13 protein-coding genes are annotated in these 16,418 nt (G+C 52.1%); 12 read left to right on the forward strand and 1 reads right to left on the reverse strand.

Annotated elements, in window-relative coordinates:
* The first annotated feature begins 167 nt into the window (after nt 1–167).
* The 5 genes from prmA to ASG81_RS00405 all read left to right on the forward strand — a co-directional run bounded on the left by prmA (nt 168) and on the right by ASG81_RS00405 (nt 4,686).
* On the forward strand, nt 168–1,166 hold the full coding sequence (prmA, locus tag ASG81_RS00385) for a 50S ribosomal protein L11 methyltransferase (RefSeq protein WP_056627458.1): 999 nt from the start codon (nt 168–170) through the stop codon (nt 1,164–1,166).
* Nucleotides 1,166–1,840: a site-2 protease family protein gene (locus tag ASG81_RS00390; RefSeq protein ID WP_056627461.1), complete on the forward strand. Its 675-nt coding sequence runs from the start codon at nt 1,166–1,168 to the stop codon at nt 1,838–1,840. The genes prmA and ASG81_RS00390 overlap by 1 nt, the downstream gene beginning before the upstream one ends.
* Before the next feature lie 125 nt (nt 1,841–1,965).
* Nucleotides 1,966–2,742 carry an RsmE family RNA methyltransferase gene (locus tag ASG81_RS00395; RefSeq protein ID WP_056627464.1) on the forward strand — a complete coding sequence of 259 codons (777 nt, stop codon included), beginning with the start codon at nt 1,966–1,968 and terminating at the stop codon, nt 2,740–2,742.
* A gap of 5 nt (nt 2,743–2,747) precedes the next feature.
* A complete protein-coding gene (gene mtaB / locus ASG81_RS00400; RefSeq protein WP_056627466.1) occupies nt 2,748–4,139 on the forward strand; it encodes a tRNA (N(6)-L-threonylcarbamoyladenosine(37)-C(2))-methylthiotransferase MtaB in 1,392 nt (463 codons plus the stop codon).
* A 115-nt stretch (nt 4,140–4,254) separates the two neighbouring features.
* A complete protein-coding gene (locus tag ASG81_RS00405) occupies nt 4,255–4,686 on the forward strand; it encodes an NUDIX hydrolase (protein ID WP_056627468.1) in 432 nt (143 codons plus the stop codon).
* A 5-nt stretch (nt 4,687–4,691) separates the two neighbouring features.
* Here ASG81_RS00405 and ASG81_RS00410 read toward each other — a convergent pair whose 3' ends face one another.
* Nucleotides 4,692–5,666, reverse strand: a complete 975-nt coding sequence (locus ASG81_RS00410) for a Na/Pi cotransporter family protein (RefSeq protein ID WP_056627471.1) — start codon at nt 5,664–5,666, stop codon at nt 4,692–4,694.
* A 105-nt stretch (nt 5,667–5,771) separates the two neighbouring features.
* Here ASG81_RS00410 and ASG81_RS00415 point away from each other — a divergent pair, with 105 nt between their 5' ends.
* The 7 genes from ASG81_RS00415 (at nt 5,772) to ASG81_RS00445 (ending at nt 16,403) form a co-directional block, all read left to right on the forward strand.
* Nucleotides 5,772–7,181, forward strand: a complete 1,410-nt coding sequence (locus ASG81_RS00415; RefSeq protein WP_442952792.1) for a class I SAM-dependent rRNA methyltransferase — start codon at nt 5,772–5,774, stop codon at nt 7,179–7,181.
* Nucleotides 7,182–7,214: 33 nt separating this feature from the next.
* The gene (gene addB / locus ASG81_RS00420) at nt 7,215–10,730 is read left to right on the forward strand and encodes a helicase-exonuclease AddAB subunit AddB (protein WP_056627476.1); all 3,516 of its coding nucleotides are present in this window, start codon (nt 7,215–7,217) and stop codon (nt 10,728–10,730) included.
* 3 nt (nt 10,731–10,733) lie between these two features.
* On the forward strand, nt 10,734–14,603 hold the full coding sequence (addA, locus tag ASG81_RS00425) for a helicase-exonuclease AddAB subunit AddA (protein WP_081417038.1): 3,870 nt from the start codon (nt 10,734–10,736) through the stop codon (nt 14,601–14,603).
* A 16-nt stretch (nt 14,604–14,619) separates the two neighbouring features.
* Nucleotides 14,620–15,234, forward strand: coding sequence for a hypothetical protein (locus ASG81_RS00430; protein WP_056627479.1), 615 nt, complete (start codon nt 14,620–14,622; stop codon nt 15,232–15,234).
* Nucleotides 15,235–15,331: 97 nt separating this feature from the next.
* Nucleotides 15,332–15,685, forward strand: a complete 354-nt coding sequence (locus ASG81_RS00435; protein ID WP_056627484.1) for a histidine triad nucleotide-binding protein — start codon at nt 15,332–15,334, stop codon at nt 15,683–15,685.
* An 85-nt stretch (nt 15,686–15,770) separates the two neighbouring features.
* Nucleotides 15,771–15,944 (forward strand): 30S ribosomal protein S21, encoded by a 174-nt coding sequence (gene rpsU / locus ASG81_RS00440; RefSeq protein ID WP_005547957.1) that lies wholly within the window; start codon nt 15,771–15,773, stop codon nt 15,942–15,944.
* A 15-nt stretch (nt 15,945–15,959) separates the two neighbouring features.
* The gene (locus ASG81_RS00445; protein WP_056627487.1) at nt 15,960–16,403 is read left to right on the forward strand and encodes a GatB/YqeY domain-containing protein; all 444 of its coding nucleotides are present in this window, start codon (nt 15,960–15,962) and stop codon (nt 16,401–16,403) included.
* Nucleotides 16,404–16,418 lie beyond the last annotated feature (15 nt).

The raw sequence follows: 16,418 nt of genomic DNA on the forward strand, positions 1-16,418 counted from the left end.
CTCTTTTTGTAATGATATTGGAAAAATAAAGCGTTATCGGTTCATTTTTTTGTGCAAAGGCACTACTCTGGTGTACAATAGATGTTAGGTTTTTATAGCGAAACGTTTGTCTGGCCAATTGTGGCCGGGCGATAGCCGTTTACGATAGGCATTGGAGGATAATACATATGAAATGGCAAGAACTCACGATCTCAACGACCGAAGAGGCGCAGGAGATGATATCTAATTTTTTGCATGAATGGGGAGCAGGAGGCGTATCCATTGAAGAATCGGGTACACTGAGCAAGCAGCGCGATACGTCGCTTGGACAATGGTATGAGCTTCCGCTTAACGATATTCCGGAAGGTCAAGCAGTCATTAAGGGCTATTTTGGGGAAGATACGGACATGGATGCGCTAATCGAAGCTATTCGTCCGCGTGTCGAGGAGCTTCGCGAATTTGATATCGATCCCGGAAACGTACAATATTCGGTGCTTTCCGTAGACGACGAGGATTGGGCAACGGCATGGAAGCAATATTTTAAGCCGCTCCGTATCTCGGATACGTTAACAATCAAGCCGACATGGGAACAATATGAGGCTGGTCCGAATGAGCGGATCATTGAGCTGGATCCCGGGATGGCATTCGGAACGGGCACGCACCCTACAACGGCGCTTTGCCTGCAGACGCTTGAGTCTGTCATTCGCGGCGGAGAAGAAATAATCGACGTCGGTACCGGCTCGGGCATACTTGCTATCGGCGCTTGCCGTCTAGGCGCGAAGAGCGTCCTTGCGCTTGACCTTGATCCGATTGCCGTATCCAGTGCAACGGAGAACGTAAAGCTTAACGATCTTTCGCAGCAAATCGAAGTGCGCCTTAGCGACTTGCTCGGCGTAATCAAAGAAGATTCGGCCGGAGAAGTACATGCTTCAGGCGCTTTAGCGACTGCGGTTACGGTACCGGTAGATCTCGTTGTAGCTAATATACTGGCCGAAATCATCCTGCTGTTCGTGGATGATGTGTACGCTGCTTTGAAGCCGAACGGCATCTACATTGCTTCCGGTATTTATAAAAACAAAGAGAACGATGTAGAAGAAGGTTTGATTCGTTCCGGCTTCGAAATTGTCGAGAAGCGCCGCGATGAGGAATGGATCGCATTTATAGCGAGAAAGCCGCAGGTGGTTTAATGGACTTACAGAGCTTTTTCAGGTTTCCGCTTGAGGATTTGCCCTTTGTTGTTCTAGCATTAGTAATTGCGTTCACTGTGCATGAGTTCGCTCATGCCTATAGCGCTTATAAGTTTGGAGACGATACGGCTTATAATGCCGGGCGTGTGACCCTAAATCCGCGTGTTCACTTAGACATTCTGGGTACTCTGCTGATTCTGATAGCAGGCTTTGGATGGGCGAAGCCCGTGCCGGTCACGCCGAGCAAATTCAGCAGCCCGAGAATCATGAACATTATCGTAACGTTTGCCGGACCGCTAAGCAATTTGCTGCTTGGAATAATAGGAATTATTATATATGTCGCGCTCATAGCCTCAGGAGTAATGGAAGGCACATCTGTAGGCGTTGGCGCGGCAATTGACCGTTTTTTTGATTATTTCATTTGGTATAATTTCTTTCTGTTTATTTTTAATCTCATTCCGCTTCCGCCGCTTGACGGCTACCGGATCATTGCGGATCTTTTACCGCTTAAGATTCGTTACAAATTGGATCAGAATGTGCAGTGGGGGATGTTCATATTTCTGCTCATCGTATTTATACCGCCGCTTCGAAAAGTAACGCTGGACCCGTTAACGGGTCTGTCCGCAGATTTAATGAATAACACATTTGCATGGGTTTACCAGATTTTCTTCTAATGGGTGATAGGAATCCGGCGCTGATACAATCAGCATTTGACTGGCAACGGTTTCTGATAGATTTACAAAAGGCAAACATGCTATTATGAAGGATGGAATTTGTTTAAGGGTGGTTGGCAACAACGATGCAACGATATTTTGTAGCGGCGGAGCAGTTTGGCGACTCCGAAATCCGCATAATTGGCGAGGATGCGCATCATGCGGTCCGGGTCATGCGAACGAAGCCAGGTGATAAGTTTATCGTTAGCGACGGACAGTCGCGTACGGCGCTAGTTACTGTGCTTGAGGCTTCTCCAATGGTTATTAAAGCTCAAATAGTCGAGAGGCTAAGCGCGGACAGCGAGCCAAGCTGGGACATTACGATCGCGCAAAGCTTACCGAAGAGCGATAAGATGGAGCTGGTTATACAAAAAGGGACGGAGATCGGAGCTTATGCTTTCGTACCTTTTCAATCCGAACGCATGGTTGTGCAGTACGACGCGAAGAAGGAAGCGAAGCGGATCGACCGCTGGAACAAAATAGCGAAGGAAGCAGCCGAGCAGGCACACCGCAACCGCATTCCGAGCATTGAGCCGGTGCAAAGCTGGCAAGAGCTCATCCAGTCGTTCGGCTCGTATGATTTGGTATTATTTTGCTATGAGCGTGAAGGGCATGCTGCCCATGGCAGAGGTGTCCGCTTGGCGATACGCGAATGGCTTGAAAATTCGGCTGCGGTCAGCACGCCGAACGTGTTGCTCATCGTCGGCTCGGAGGGCGGCTTCACAGACCGCGAAGCGGCTGAAGCAGAAGCGGCAGGTGCCGTATTGGTCGGTTTAGGCAGACGGATATTGCGAACGGAAACAGCGGGTATCGTAGGCTTAACCTGCTTATTATATGAATCCGGAGAAATGGGAGGAGCGTAACAACTATGCCAACAGTCGCATTTTACACGCTAGGCTGCAAAGTAAACTTCTATGATACAGAAGCGATTTGGCAGCTGTTCAAAAACGAAGGCTACGAGCAGGTCGATTTTGAGTCGACAGCAGACGTTTATTTAATTAACACCTGTACCGTAACGAATACAGGAGATAAGAAGAGCCGTCAAATTATTAGACGGGCCGTGCGCCGTAATCCGGACGCGGTTATTGCGGTGACAGGCTGTTACGCTCAGACGTCTCCTGCAGAAATTATGGCCATTGAAGGCGTTGACCTCGTCATCGGCACACAAGACCGCGAGAAGATCATGACCTTTGTCAATCAAATTCAAGGCGACCGCCAGCCGGTAAACGCCGTGCGCAATATTATGAAAACACGTGACTTCGAAGAGCTGGATGTACCTGATTTCTCTGAGCGGACGCGTGCTTTCTTGAAAATTCAAGAGGGATGCAACAACTTCTGTACCTTCTGCATCATCCCTTGGTCACGCGGGCTCTCCCGCAGCCGCGCTCCGCAGAGCGTCTTGGATCAGGCAAAGCAGCTTGTAGCTTCAGGTTATAAGGAAATTGTGCTGACGGGCATTCATACCGGTGGCTACGGCGATGATATGGAAAATTACAATTTAACGAGCTTGCTATGGGATTTGGATAAAGTGGAGGGCCTAGAGCGTATTCGGATCAGCTCCATCGAAGCGAGTCAAATCGACGATGCGATGATCGACGTGCTGAACCGTTCCGGCAAAATGTGCCGCCACCTGCATATTCCGCTCCAAGCAGGAGAGGACGCCGTGTTGAAACGGATGCGCCGCAAATATACGACTGCAGAATTTGCTGCCAAAATCAAAAGGCTTCATGAGGCAATGCCAGGCGTCGCGATCACGACAGACGTGATCGTTGGTTTCCCGGGTGAAACGGAAGAAATGTTCGAAAATGGCTTCCGCTTTATGGAAGAGCTGAAATTTGCCGAAATGCACGTCTTCCCTTATTCCAAACGTACAGGCACGCCTGCCGCCCGGATGGATGAGCAGGTGGATGAAGAGGTGAAGAATGAGCGCGTCCATAAGCTGATCGACTTGTCCGAGAAGATGCAGCTTGCGTATGCAGAGCAGTATGTAGGCCAGGTGCTTGATGTCATACCGGAGCGCGACTATAAAGGTGCGCCGGGAACAGGACTCGTTATGGGCTACACGGACAACTACATTCAAGTGGTGTTCAACGGCTCGGAATCCTTGATTGGCAAGCTATGCCGCGTAAAAATTACAGAAGCGGGCGTCAATGAATGCCGCGGCAAGCTCGTTCGCGTATTGGATGAGCTGCCTGCTGAAGGCAGTGAGACGGAGCTTAACAGCTTCGTGCCCCAGCGTCCAGAAGCGATAAGAGCATAGTTAAAGCTTAACCACATGCGGGGATTCCTTTGCTGATCGATTCCTTTTACGGAAAAGATGGAGGAATCCTTTGCTGCATATACAAACATTTAACGCTGCAAGGGGGAAAACGGACATGAAGGAAATTTCAGCAGGCGGTGTCGTTTATCGCCGGACCGAGGAAGGAAAGCTGCAAATTCAGCTCATTCAGGATCGTTACGGAAAAGTATCGCTGCCAAAAGGGAAAATGGAAGCCGGCGAAACGATCGAACAAACCGCTTTGCGGGAAATTGTCGAAGAGACAGGTCTTGAAGGGGTCATCATTGCTCCGATTGACCAAATTAAATATAAATATGAGCATGAATCATTAGGTACGGTAGATAAAGAGGTTCACTATTATTTAGTGGAGGCAGTAGGCGGCTCCTTGCAGGCACAGGTGGAAGAAATCCGCGGCGTCGATTGGTTTGATCCGCAGGAGGCATGGAAGCGCCAAAAGCAGTCCGGATACGATAACAATCACCGCATCGTTGCAGGAGCATTTCATCTGTTAGGGCTGCAAACGGAATAGATCTGCTAAGTCACAGGGTCCAGCCTCCGGAATGTCCGGAGGTAGCAGAAGGGCAGAGCAAGCAGCGAGCTTAAAATGTTGAAAATCGTTTGCGTATGGGCGATTTGTCCGGCAGCAGACGCGGAGATCCACTCCGATAATGTCGACAGCTCACCGATGAATGGCATAAACAGCAATGCCCCGCCTGCGTTCAGAACGACATGGGACCATGCGACATATTGACCGGCTTTCGTTCCGCCAATCGAGGCCAGCAAGGCGGTTGCGCAGGTGCCGATATTCGCGCCGAGCACGACGGCGATTCCAAGCTCGACCGGCATTGCGCCGATGGATACGAAGCCCATGATGATACCTATAACGGCAGCGCTGCTATGAACAGCAGCGGTAAGGACAGCGCCAGCCGCAAGTCCCCACCACAGGCTGTCGTCTGCTTTGTCTAGAAACCAGCTGAACATCGGGCTCTCCTGCACAGCAGGCCCTACTCCCTGCATCATGGTCATACCGGTCAGAAGCAAAGCGAAGCCGCACAGCACAACCGAGCATGAGCGTAGCGAATCAAGCCAGCGCGCGCCGCGTATGGCCGGGAAAAGACGCATTTCGCCAAGCAATGCAGTAGGCAGCCATAATCCTATCGATACGATTAGCAGAGGAACGGCAAGCTTATTTAAATTTAAACCGATGATCTCTGTCGTTATACAGGTGCCGATATTTGTGCCGAGTATGATTCCTAACGTGCGCGGGAATGTCAGCAAACCGGCATTGACCATTCCGATGGCAATAACCGTTACGGCTGTGCTGCTTTGCAGAAAAGCAGTCGTAACCGTGCCGATTGCCAGCCCGTGGATAGGCGTTCTGGTTGAACGCTCCAGAATACGGGTCAAATAGGGACCCGCCAATCGATGCAGCGCAAGCTCCATCAGCTTCATGCCGCACATGAAAACAGCGAAGCCGAGCAGCATAGGAATGAGAATCATATGAACCATTGGACGGTCTCCTTATACGTTAATGAGCGGTTCGTTTCGTAGTATACATATGCCGCAAATAAGACAAGCATGACAAGCAAGTTCAATGAAGGGAAGAGAGAAAACGTGAGCAATCCGAAAATATATCTTCAAAAGGCTAGAAAGAAAAGGCTGGAGCAAGGACATCCTTGGGTCTATGCAACCGAAATCGACCGACTGGAGGGTGAAGCGCAGCCTGGTGATTTGGTAGATATCGTAACCCATCAAGGACGTTATTTGGCTACGGGCTATTGGAACCCGAAGTCGCAAATTACGGTAAGAGTGGTTTCATACGAGCCCATCGCTGAAATGGATGCAGACTTTTTCCGCGATCGCCTTCGTCAATGCCAGGAGCATCGCCGGCGCTTCGTTAATGACGCCGATTGCCGTCTCGTTTACGGAGAGGCAGATTTCCTGCCCGGTCTTGTCGTAGACCGTTTCAATAACGTGCTGGTGCTGCAGCTTTTGACGCTTGGGATGGACGTGAGAAGGGAAGTCTTGCTCAAAGCGCTGATTGACGTATTCCAGCCGCAGGGCATTTATGAGCGCAGCGATGTAAGCGTTCGTGTGCTGGAAGGCTTGGAGGAGCGGACCGGCGCACTTTATGGCGACTGCCCGTCTATTCTCGTAATCGAGGAAAACGGATTAAAGCTGGAGGTTGATATCGTAGAAGGCCAGAAAACAGGCTATTTTTTCGATCAACGCGAAAATCGCGCTGCAATTGCGCCGTTAATGACCGGCTGGGGCGGACGCAGCGGCATTCATCTGGCAGATCGCGAAGCAGCGGAGTCAGGCTCTGCTGTTGCAGTAGCAAATACCGCGTACAAGGCAGCGGATTCAGCGAACCTCGTTCCGGTTAATGCGAACGGAAAAATCGTAACTTTTCCTTACTGGGACGGCGCAACCGTGCTCGAATGTTTTGCGCATACAGGCAGCTTTACCCTGCATGCATGCAAATACGGCGCCAAGAAGGTCACCTGCCTCGATGTCTCGGAGCACGCCATTGCAACGGCGAAGCGCAACGCCCTGCGCAACGGTTTTTCAGACCGTGTCGAATTTGTGGTAGCTGACGCTTTCGATTATTTGCGCACGCAGGTAAAGGGCATTGATGAGCGAAAGCAGCGCGGCCTCGGCGGCGTCGACACCTCCAAAAAACTGGAGAGCGCAGCGGGGCGGACATGGGATGTCGTCATTCTTGATCCGCCGGCCTTTGCCAAGACGAAGAGCGCAGTACCGGGCGCATGCCGCGGCTATAAAGATATTAATTTGCAGGGACTAAAGCTCGTCAATGAGGGAGGTTACCTTGTAACGGCAAGCTGCTCGTATCATATGCGGCCTGAATTGTTTCTGGAGACGATTCAAGAAGCGGCCGCGGATGCCGGCAAGCTTCTCCGTTTAGTCGAATGGCGCGCTGCGGGCAAGGATCATCCGCAGCTGCTTGGCGTAAACGAAGGCCATTACTTGAAATTCGCGATTTTTGAAGTAAGAAGCAAATAGTCGTGATCTAACGAAAAGACGGGAGAGTTGCACATGTCGCTTCGCTTTGTCATCGGGCGTTCGGGAACCGGTAAAACATCCTATTGCTTGCATGAAATAAGGGAGCAGCTGCGTGTTCAACCGGATGGGCCGCCGCTAGTCATGCTCGTACCGGAGCAGGCTACCTTTCAGACTGAATATGCTCTGCTTCAGAACGGCGGATTAAATGGCACGATCAGGGCACAGGCGCTTAGCTTCCGGCGTCTGGCCTTCCGGGTTATGCAGGAGACAGGCGGTACGGCGCTCGTTCCGATCGGGGATACGGGGAAGCATATGCTTCTCTATAAGATCGTTCATCGGTTAGGCCCGCAGCTGGAGCTGTTTCAGAGCGGCGCAGAGCAGCCTGGATTCATTGATAGACTTGCGGAGCTGTTAACGGAATGGAAGCGGTACGGAATGGATTCGGAGCAGCTGCAGGATAAACAGGAAGCTGCGGAGAAAGGATCGGGCCATTCCACGTTATTAAAGCGCAAGCTGCATGATTTACAGCTTATTTATAGTCAGATGGAGCAGGAACTCGCGGGCATGTACATCGACGCCGAGGATTATTTGCGTTATTTGCAAAACGGGCTCCCGGATGCTTCGGCGATGCACGGCGCGCAAATATGGGTAGACGGCTTTTATGGCTTTACTCCAACCGAATATGAGGCATTAGGGGCTTTAATGGCCTCTTCAGCGCAGGTGACGGTCACGCTAACGCTTAATCGGCCTTACGGATTAGGAGAACTGCCGCATGAGCTAGAGCTGTTTCATCCGACCGCAGAAACGTACAACAAGCTGATGGAGATTGCAGTCAAATACAATGTAGACGTTGCTGAGCCTACGATACTCGGAACTGCTCCACCGGTCCGATTTCGAAACAATCTGATGCTTGCGCATCTTGAGAGCCATTATAGCGAGCGGATTCCGATGCTGACAGCGGACAGATCCTTGCTTGATTCTGAGGATTCGCGCTGCGGGGTGTCGCTGCATGCTGCCGCGAACCGTCGCGCCGAGGTTGAAGCTGTCGCGCGTGATATCGTCCGCAGGGCGCAGCACGAGGAGCTCCGCTGGCGGGATATCGCCGTTATGGTACGCAATAGTGAGGATTATACCGACTATATCGGGCTTGTATTTGCTGATTACGGCATCCCTTATTTTGTCGACCAGAAAGAGAAGGCTGTCCACCATCCGCTAATTGAATTTATCCGATCCGCACTCGAAACGGTACTTTTCGGCTGGCGGTATGATGCGGTGTTCCGCTGCGTCAAAACGGAAATGCTGTTCCCTATGGATGGCAGCCTGCTGCGGGAATGGTTCGATTTGCTGGAAAATTTTGCGCTGGCGGCAGGCATTGACGGCTGGAAATGGCTCGATAAGAAGCGCTGGCTTCCGTTAGTCCCCGTCTCGCTTGATGACGATGCGGAGATGGAGACGAAAATCAGCGACAAGGCGCAGCGGGAGCTTGATATCGTGCTTTCCGCCAGAGAAGCTGTCGTGCCGCCGCTCCGCCGCTTCGGTGAAGCGCTGAAGAAAGCGAATAACGTCCAAGAGATGTGCGAAGCTTTATATCGCCTGCTCGATCATTCGGACGCGGCAGACCGTCTGGAGCGCTGGGGCATTCAGGATACCCAGGCAGGCAGAACGCAGCGTGCCAGAAGTCACCGGCAGCTGTGGGACAGCGTCATGCAGCTGCTGGACCAATTGGTTGAGCTTGCAGGACAGCAAACGGTATCGCCGGAGCTGTTTGGGGGCATGGTCGAAGCCGGGCTCGACAGCTTGAAGCTTGCCGCCGTTCCACCGGCGCTGGATCAAGTGCTGATCGGGAGCATGGACAGGACCAGGTCCGGGCATATACTGGTATGTTACGTGCTTGGCGCCAACGACGGCATCATGCCGATGCGCGTGAAGGAGGACGGCATTCTTACCGAGCCGGAGCGTGAACGGCTCGCAGAGGATGGAATAGCCATGGCACCAGGGGTGCGGCGCCGCTTGCTCGATGAGCGCTTCATGATATATAACGCATTGACCACGCCAAGCCGGCATTTGTGGCTAAGCTGGGCCCAGGCGGATGAAGAAGGAAAAAGCTTGCTTCCGTCTGAGATTGTAAGGCATGTCCGCCAGCTCTTTCCCGGCATTCCGGTTCAAAGCGTTGCGGCTGAGCCTTCGCCAAGCTTGCCGGTCTTGGAACAAAGGATGTTCGTTTATAACCCGCAGCGAACGCTCTCTTATTTGATTGCGGCTATTCGTAAGTGGCAGCAGGGAGAGGCAATCGCCCCTTTTTGGTGGGATATGTATAACTGGTTTGCAGTAAGGCCGGAATGGCAGCATAAGCTTCAGCGTTTAACGGGCTCTTTGACTTATGTGAACCGGGAGCAATTTCTTTCTAAGGATACGGCAAGGCAGCTGTATGGAGCGCGTTTACAAGTCAGCGTATCGCGTATGGAGCGGTTCGTATCCTGTCCGTTCCAGCATTTTGTGATCCATGGGCTTAGGCTAAAGGAGAGAAAGCTTTATCGACTGGACGCTCCCGATGTGGGACAGCTGTTCCACGCGGCTTTAAGCCGAATAGCAACAGGGCTTGGCGGGCGATGGGGCAAGGTGCCGGAAGGGGAGCTGAAGGTTATCGCCTCGCAAACGGTAGACGAGCTGGCTCCTAAGCTCCAATCTCAAATTTTATTAAGCAGCAGCCGCTTTCAATATATCGCCCGTAAGCTGAAGGAGATTGTCGGACAAGCGGCGCTTATGCTGGGTGAGCACGCACGAAGAGCACAGTTTCACCCTGTCGGGACAGAAGTGGGTTTTGGTCCGGACAGCACGCTGCCTTCCCTGCGCATTCCGCTTGAAAATGGCGGGGAAATGGAGATTATCGGCAGAATCGACCGCGTCGATGCTGCGGAGACGGAGGAGGGGCTGTTGCTGCGCGTGCTCGATTACAAGTCGAGCTCAACTCAGCTCCGGCTTGAAGAGGTTGCATACGGGCTCTCGCTGCAAATGCTGACCTATCTCGACGTTCTCGTTACGCATGCTCCCGCATGGCTGGGACAGCCTGCATCTCCTTCCGGCGTACTTTATTTTCATGTTCATAATCCGCTGCTCGCGCTGACCAACAGCATAAGTCCTTCAGAGGTTAACGGCCGGCTGCTGAAGCGTTACAAAATGCGCGGACTTGTAACCGCCGATCCGGTAACGGTAAGGCTTATGGACGATGAATTGGAAACCGGTTTTTCGGAGCTGCTTCCTGTTGCCCTTAAGCGTGACGGAAGTTTTTACAGCAGCTCTTCGGTGGTCACGAATGAACAGTGGGATGTGCTGAGGCACAGCGTCAGAACTACGATCAGCCGGATCGGAAGCTCGATTCAAGCGGGCGAGGTATCCATAGAGCCTTACCGCATGGGAACGAAGACGCCTTGTCAATATTGCGATTACAAAGCGGTCTGTCAGTTCGACGCGCTGTTCGAAGGAAATGAGTATAGGAAGCTGATCAAGCCTTCTAAGGAAGACATATGGCAGCAGCTGGAGAGGGAGTAATGGATGATGCACACTGCAAAGGATTCCCCGAAGCCGGAAAATAGCACATGGACCGATGACCAGTGGGACGCCATCGTATCAAGCGGCTCGAACATCCTCGTAGCTGCTGCGGCAGGCTCCGGCAAAACGGCAGTCCTCGTAGAACGAATTATTCGTAAAATATCGGCTCACACCGACGTCGATCGCCTGCTCGTGGCGACCTTTACAAAGGCCGCCGCAGCCGAGATGAAGGATCGGATCCGGCTCGCACTGGAGCTCGAGCTGGAACGTCAGCCGGATTCCGAGCATTTGCGCCGCCAGCTGGCATTGATGAACCGGGCATCCATTACAACGCTGCACTCCTTTTGCCTGGATGTCATCAGGCGTTATTATCCGCTTATCGGGCTCGATCCGGGCTTTCGGATCGCGAACGAGACAGAGAGCGAGCTTATGCGTCTCGATGTGCTCGATCAGCTTTTCGAACAAAAGTATGAAGGGGCTGGCGACGACGGCGCATTCCTCCGATTAGCCGACCGCTATGGCGGCGAACGTGGCGATGAGCCGCTATACCGGCTTGTTCAGCAATTGTACGATTTTGCGCAAAGCCATCCTTGGCCCGAGCATTGGCTGCGGCAGACGGCGGAAGCCTTTGATGTCGCCGATGTGACTGCCCTGCAAAACAGTGAATGGGTTGTCAGTCTGACGAGCGACATTCAGCTTGCCTTGGATGGAGCGGGATCGCTGCTTCATCAAGCGCTGGAGCTGACGCGGCAGCCGGCTGGCCCTGCGCCTTATGCAGCAACTTTCGATGAGGACTTGCAGCTCATAAGCAGTCTTGCGGAAATGATTCAAACGATGCCCTGGGAAACGTGGATTGAGTCCTTTCAAGCGATTCACTTCGGAAAGCTGAAGGCGATGCGAGGCGATGAATATGATAAGTTGCTGCAGGAGCAGGCGAAGGAGCTGCGCGATCAAGCGAAGAAGCTGATCACGTCGCTTGCGGAGGAGCTGTTTGGGCGGACCGCCGGGCAGTTTCTGGAGGAGCTTCAGGAGTTAGCGCCGCTGATGCGGGCACTTGCTGAGCTTGTCATTGAGTTTGGACATGGCTACGAAGCGGCGAAACGCGCGAAAGGCTTGCTTGATTTCGGCGATTTGGAGCATTATTGCTTACGTATATTGCGTGATCCGGCATCCACGCCGGATCGTATGTCTCCTTCGGTTGCAGCTACTGAATTCCAGCAGCAATTCGATGAGATCCTATTGGATGAATATCAGGATACGAATATGGTGCAGGAGGCCATCGTCTCCTTAATCGAGCGTTCAAGCACAGGGAACCGCTTTATGGTTGGCGATGTCAAACAGAGTATATACGGCTTCCGGCTCGCCGAGCCGAAGCTGTTTTTGCAAAAATATAAAGCCTATCTCTCCCGTCATGATGCGGACAAAAAGTTAGACGCGGATGCGCCGAAAGCTTTACGCATTGATCTGGCGCGAAACTTCCGCAGCCGTTCAGAAGTTGTCGATGGGGTTAATGCCGTGTTTCGCGCCATTATGCGTGAGAATGTCGCAGATATGGACTATGACGAACGCGCAGAGCTTGTATGCGGAGCATCCTATCCTGACGCGGTGCCGGCTGGTCGCTGTCAAGTCGAGTTTGGCATTTTGAACAAAGGCGATATAGAAGAGGAAGAAGCGGCAGCCAGCGAAAATGCGGAGTCATCCGAAATAGCCGAGGATGGAGAGCTAGGGGAAAGCGCTGCTCAGGGAGAGTCGGCCTCCGAGCTCAAGGCAGCGCAGCTGGAGGCGCGATGGATCGCGCAGCAGCTGAAGTCGCTAATCGACAGCGGCTTTCAGGTCTATGACGGGAAGCGGCGCGAAAGCCGTAGGATGCTGTGGAGAGATGTGGTCATTTTGCTGCGCGCGACGCAGCAGTGGGCGCCTCTTATGATCGAGGAGCTGCAGGGGAACGGCATTCCGGCTTACGCAGAGCTCAGCAGCGGGTACTTTGACGCGACGGAAGTAGAGACGATGCTTTCATTGCTTCGCATCATCGATAATCCGTATCAGGATATCCCGCTGGCCGCTGCTCTGCGGTCTCCTTTATTTGGGCTCAATGCGGAGGAGCTTGCCCGTATACGCATCCAATCGGCCCAATCATCGTATTACGACGCGGTGCTGCATGCGGCTGGAGATTTGTTTGTTGAAGAGGAAACCCGCAGGAAGCTTTCGATGTTTTTGGACAGCTTGGACCGTTGGCGCGAGGAGGCAAGGCAGGGCTCGCTTGCGAATTTGCTTTGGGAAATCTACCGCGAGACCGGCTACTATGATTTTGTAGGCGGCTTGCCGGGCGGAACGCAGCGACAAGCCAATTTGCGCGCGCTGCATGACCGGGCAAGGCAGTACGAGGCGACATCGTTCCGCGGCTTGTTCCGTTTCTTGCGATTTATCGAACGCATGCGCGAAAGCGGCGGCGACTTAGGAACGGCAAGAGCTCTTGGTGAACAAGAGGATGTCGTGCGTATTATGTCCATTCATAAAAGTAAGGGCCTTGAGTTTCCGGTTGTATTCGTTGCCGGCTTAGGCAAGCTATTTAATCAACAGGATGTGCGAAGCGCGTTCCTTAAGCATAAGGAGCTTGGCTTCGGTCCTCGCTTTGTCGACCCGACGCTCCGCATCAGTTACCCTACGCTTCCTTATTTGGCGATTCGCCGAGCAATGCGCAAGGAGATGCTGGCCGAAGAAATGCGTATTTTATACGTTGCCTTGACTAGGCCGAAAGAGAAAATGTTTCTTATCGCAACGGTATCGGATGCCGATGCAAAGCTGAGGCGCTGGCTTGCTTCCGCCCCTGAGCACGGCAGGATGCCGGATTTCCGGGTCGCTGCCGCACGCTCCTTTATCGATTGGCTTGGGCCGCTCGCAGCGAAGCAAATCGCAGAGCGACAGCAGATGGAAGACAATGCTCCGCCGTGGCAAGCAGGCATCGTTTCAGCCGCCTTGTTCGGTACGGAGGCTGCTGCTGCGGCAGATGCGGCGGATCAGCACGATGCGGACAAGGAAGAAAGGCTGCAGGCGGTAGCCGCGCTTTCGCTCCTGGAGCACATCGAGGAGGACGAACAGCTGCGAGCCCGGCTGGAGTGGCAGTATCCGCATCAGGCGGCAGCAGCGCTTGCGGCCAAAACATCGGTAACGGAAATGAAAAGACTGCAATCGGAAGCGCTGGAGGATGCGGTTCCTTTGGCGGAGCAGATGGATAGAGCAGTTGGTTCTGAGCATCATGGGGATTCCTTCGTTGTGCCGTCAGCCCCGTATACTTTCCGTTTGCGGCGTCCCGCCTTTATGGAGGAGAAGTCGCTTACCGCCGCAGAGAAAGGCTCGGTCAATCACTTGCTTATGCAGCATGTTTCCCTGTCCGGGCCTGTAGATGAAGCGGCGCTCAGGATAACGCTGGATGGGATGATCGAGCGCCGCCTATTGACGGCTAAGCAGTCGGAAGCGATTGATCTGCCAGCGGTCGCCGCATTTTTCACAAGCCAGCTTGGGCAGCGGCTGCTAAGCGCAGGCTGGGTGCGAAGAGAGGTGCCGTTTAGCTGCATGTTTCCAGCCAGCCGCGTGTATCCGGGTTCAGACGAATCGCTTTCGCAGGAGCCGATATTCATTCAGGGCGTTATCGATTGCTTGTTCGAGGATTCGGCGGGCGTCGTATTGCTCGATTATAAGACGGATCGGATCTATAAGCAGCAATGGGCGGAAGCGGCAGAGCGTCATCGCTTTCAGCTGGAGCTGTACGCAGAAGCGATCGAGTCCGTGCTAGGGCGCAAAGTGGGTGAATGTCACGTCTTTTTCTTTGACGGCGGACAAGCGGTGCAGTTAACGAAAACGGACAAAGTATAAAAAGGAGGCTGCGAAGTTGGAACAGCAGCAAATAGGCAAACGCTCAATCGCGCTGCCGATTACACTCGTTATTCTCGTGTTCAGCTTAATCGGCAATGTATTTTTGTACTCGCAATTATTACAGCATAAACAGGAACAAAAATTTGTAAAAGGCCAAGGGATCTACGAGGCAGCCGCAGAGTCACGTCAATTTTTGGATGCGATGATCCCGCAGCTTGATTCCTTGCTTCAAAGCAAAAGCATGGAGGAAAGGCTTGTTTTGAAATTTGATGCAGGCAAGCTGGCGGCAGACGGACGCGCTTTGGCTGAGCTAACAGCTGAAGCAGCAGGTATATCCGCCGAGCCTGAAACATTGGATTCGCATTTGCCGTTAACTTACTTAAGCGATGTTGAGAATGGCTTGCAAACAATCGGACGCTACGAAGGACCTTTGAGCGAAGCTGAGCGTGCTTACATTCTTGCGCTAAAAAGCTCGTTTGAAGCGATGTCCGGTATTATGAAAGGTTTCAATACGAATATAGGCGATAACCGCAGCGCCATTATCCGTTTGTCCAGCGGGCTCGATTGGACTCAGCTTGTTGCGAAGCTTCAGAAAATGATGCTGGAACAACCGGCAAAGCTTGCTGCCTAGAAAAACAGGCGATCCTTTCCCTGCTGCTTTTTCGATTGGACGAGCACTGAAATATTCGTTATGATAAGAGAAGGTTATTGAACAGGGGGTGAATCATATGGACTGTATATTTTGCAAAATAATTGAAGGCGCGATTCCATCGAAGAAAGTTTTCGAGAACGATAGAATTGTCGCATTTCACGACATACAGCCAGCTGCTCCGGTACATATTCTCATCATTCCGAAGAAACATATACCTACGATGAACGACGTCACGGATGAAGATGCGCAGGTTGTAGCCGAGCTGTTCGCGGCAGCTCGCCACATTGCCAAAGAACAAGGTATTGCGGAGTCCGGGTATCGTCTGGTCAACAATGTTAATGCCGACGGAGGTCAGCTCGTTTACCACCTGCATATCCATTTGCTTGGGGGAATAAAACTTTCACCGCTATTAACAGATATCCAAAGTTGACACTGCCTTTTGGTTTGACTTATAATGAAATTTGATAAACCGTGTTATAGCTCTGGACGGTCTGTTTCGGAGGGAGGGAAAACTGGTGTCTGAAACTAAAGTTCGCAAAAACGAAACTATTGATGCTGCTCTTCGCCGCTTTAAACGTTCCATCGCTAAAGATGGAGTTCTAGCTGAGGTGAAAAAACGCAAGCATTATGAAAAGCCAAGTGTAAAGCGCAAGAAAAAGTCTGAGGCTGCGCGCAAGAGAAAGTTTTAGGAGGATCCTTCCATAATGAACCTGAGCGAAAGATTGACCGACGATATGAAGCAAGCCATGAAGAATCAGGACAAGTTTAAGCTTTCCGTAATTCGTATGATGCGCGCGTCAGTGAAAAACTTGGAAATCGATCTCAAGCGTCCGCTGGACGATAATGAAGTGCTTGATATATTGAGTCGCGAAATCAAACAACGTAAAGATTCCCTCCAAGAATTTAAAAAAGCCGGCCGTGATGATTTAGTAGCGGGTCTTGAGGTCGAAATTGAAATTATTAGTCAATACCTTCCCGAACAGCTGACTGAAGAAGAGATTCAAGAGATCGTAACGCAGACCATCCATGAACTCGGTGCTTCTTCCAAAGCTGATATGGGAAAAGTTATGAGTGCCCTTTTGCCCAAAACAAAAGGTCGCGCTGACGGTAAACTAGTAAATCAGCTCGTACAGCAGCATCTTAACTAACTAAACATTCGGACT

The organism is Paenibacillus sp. Soil522 (genome assembly GCF_001428245.1).
GTDB lineage: Bacteria > Bacillota > Bacilli > Paenibacillales > Paenibacillaceae > Pristimantibacillus.

Excerpts from the sequence above, each read along its gene's own strand:
- ASG81_RS00395 (WP_056627464.1), top strand. The coding sequence starts at position 1,966 with ATGCAACGATATTTTGTAGCGGCGGAGCAGTTTGGCGACTCCGAAATC.
- ASG81_RS00435 (WP_056627484.1), top strand. The coding sequence starts at position 15,332 with ATGGACTGTATATTTTGCAAAATAATTGAAGGCGCGATTCCATCGAAG.
- ASG81_RS00445 (WP_056627487.1), top strand. The coding sequence starts at position 15,960 with ATGAACCTGAGCGAAAGATTGACCGACGATATGAAGCAAGCCATGAAG.
- ASG81_RS00405 (WP_056627468.1), top strand. The coding sequence starts at position 4,255 with ATGAAGGAAATTTCAGCAGGCGGTGTCGTTTATCGCCGGACCGAGGAA.
- prmA (WP_056627458.1), top strand. The coding sequence starts at position 168 with ATGAAATGGCAAGAACTCACGATCTCAACGACCGAAGAGGCGCAGGAG.
- ASG81_RS00390 (WP_056627461.1), top strand. The coding sequence starts at position 1,166 with ATGGACTTACAGAGCTTTTTCAGGTTTCCGCTTGAGGATTTGCCCTTT.
- addA (WP_081417038.1), top strand. The coding sequence starts at position 10,734 with ATGATGCACACTGCAAAGGATTCCCCGAAGCCGGAAAATAGCACATGG.
- mtaB (WP_056627466.1), top strand. The coding sequence starts at position 2,748 with ATGCCAACAGTCGCATTTTACACGCTAGGCTGCAAAGTAAACTTCTAT.
- ASG81_RS00410 (WP_056627471.1), bottom strand. The coding sequence starts at position 5,666 with ATGGTTCATATGATTCTCATTCCTATGCTGCTCGGCTTCGCTGTTTTC.
- addB (WP_056627476.1), top strand. The coding sequence starts at position 7,215 with ATGTCGCTTCGCTTTGTCATCGGGCGTTCGGGAACCGGTAAAACATCC.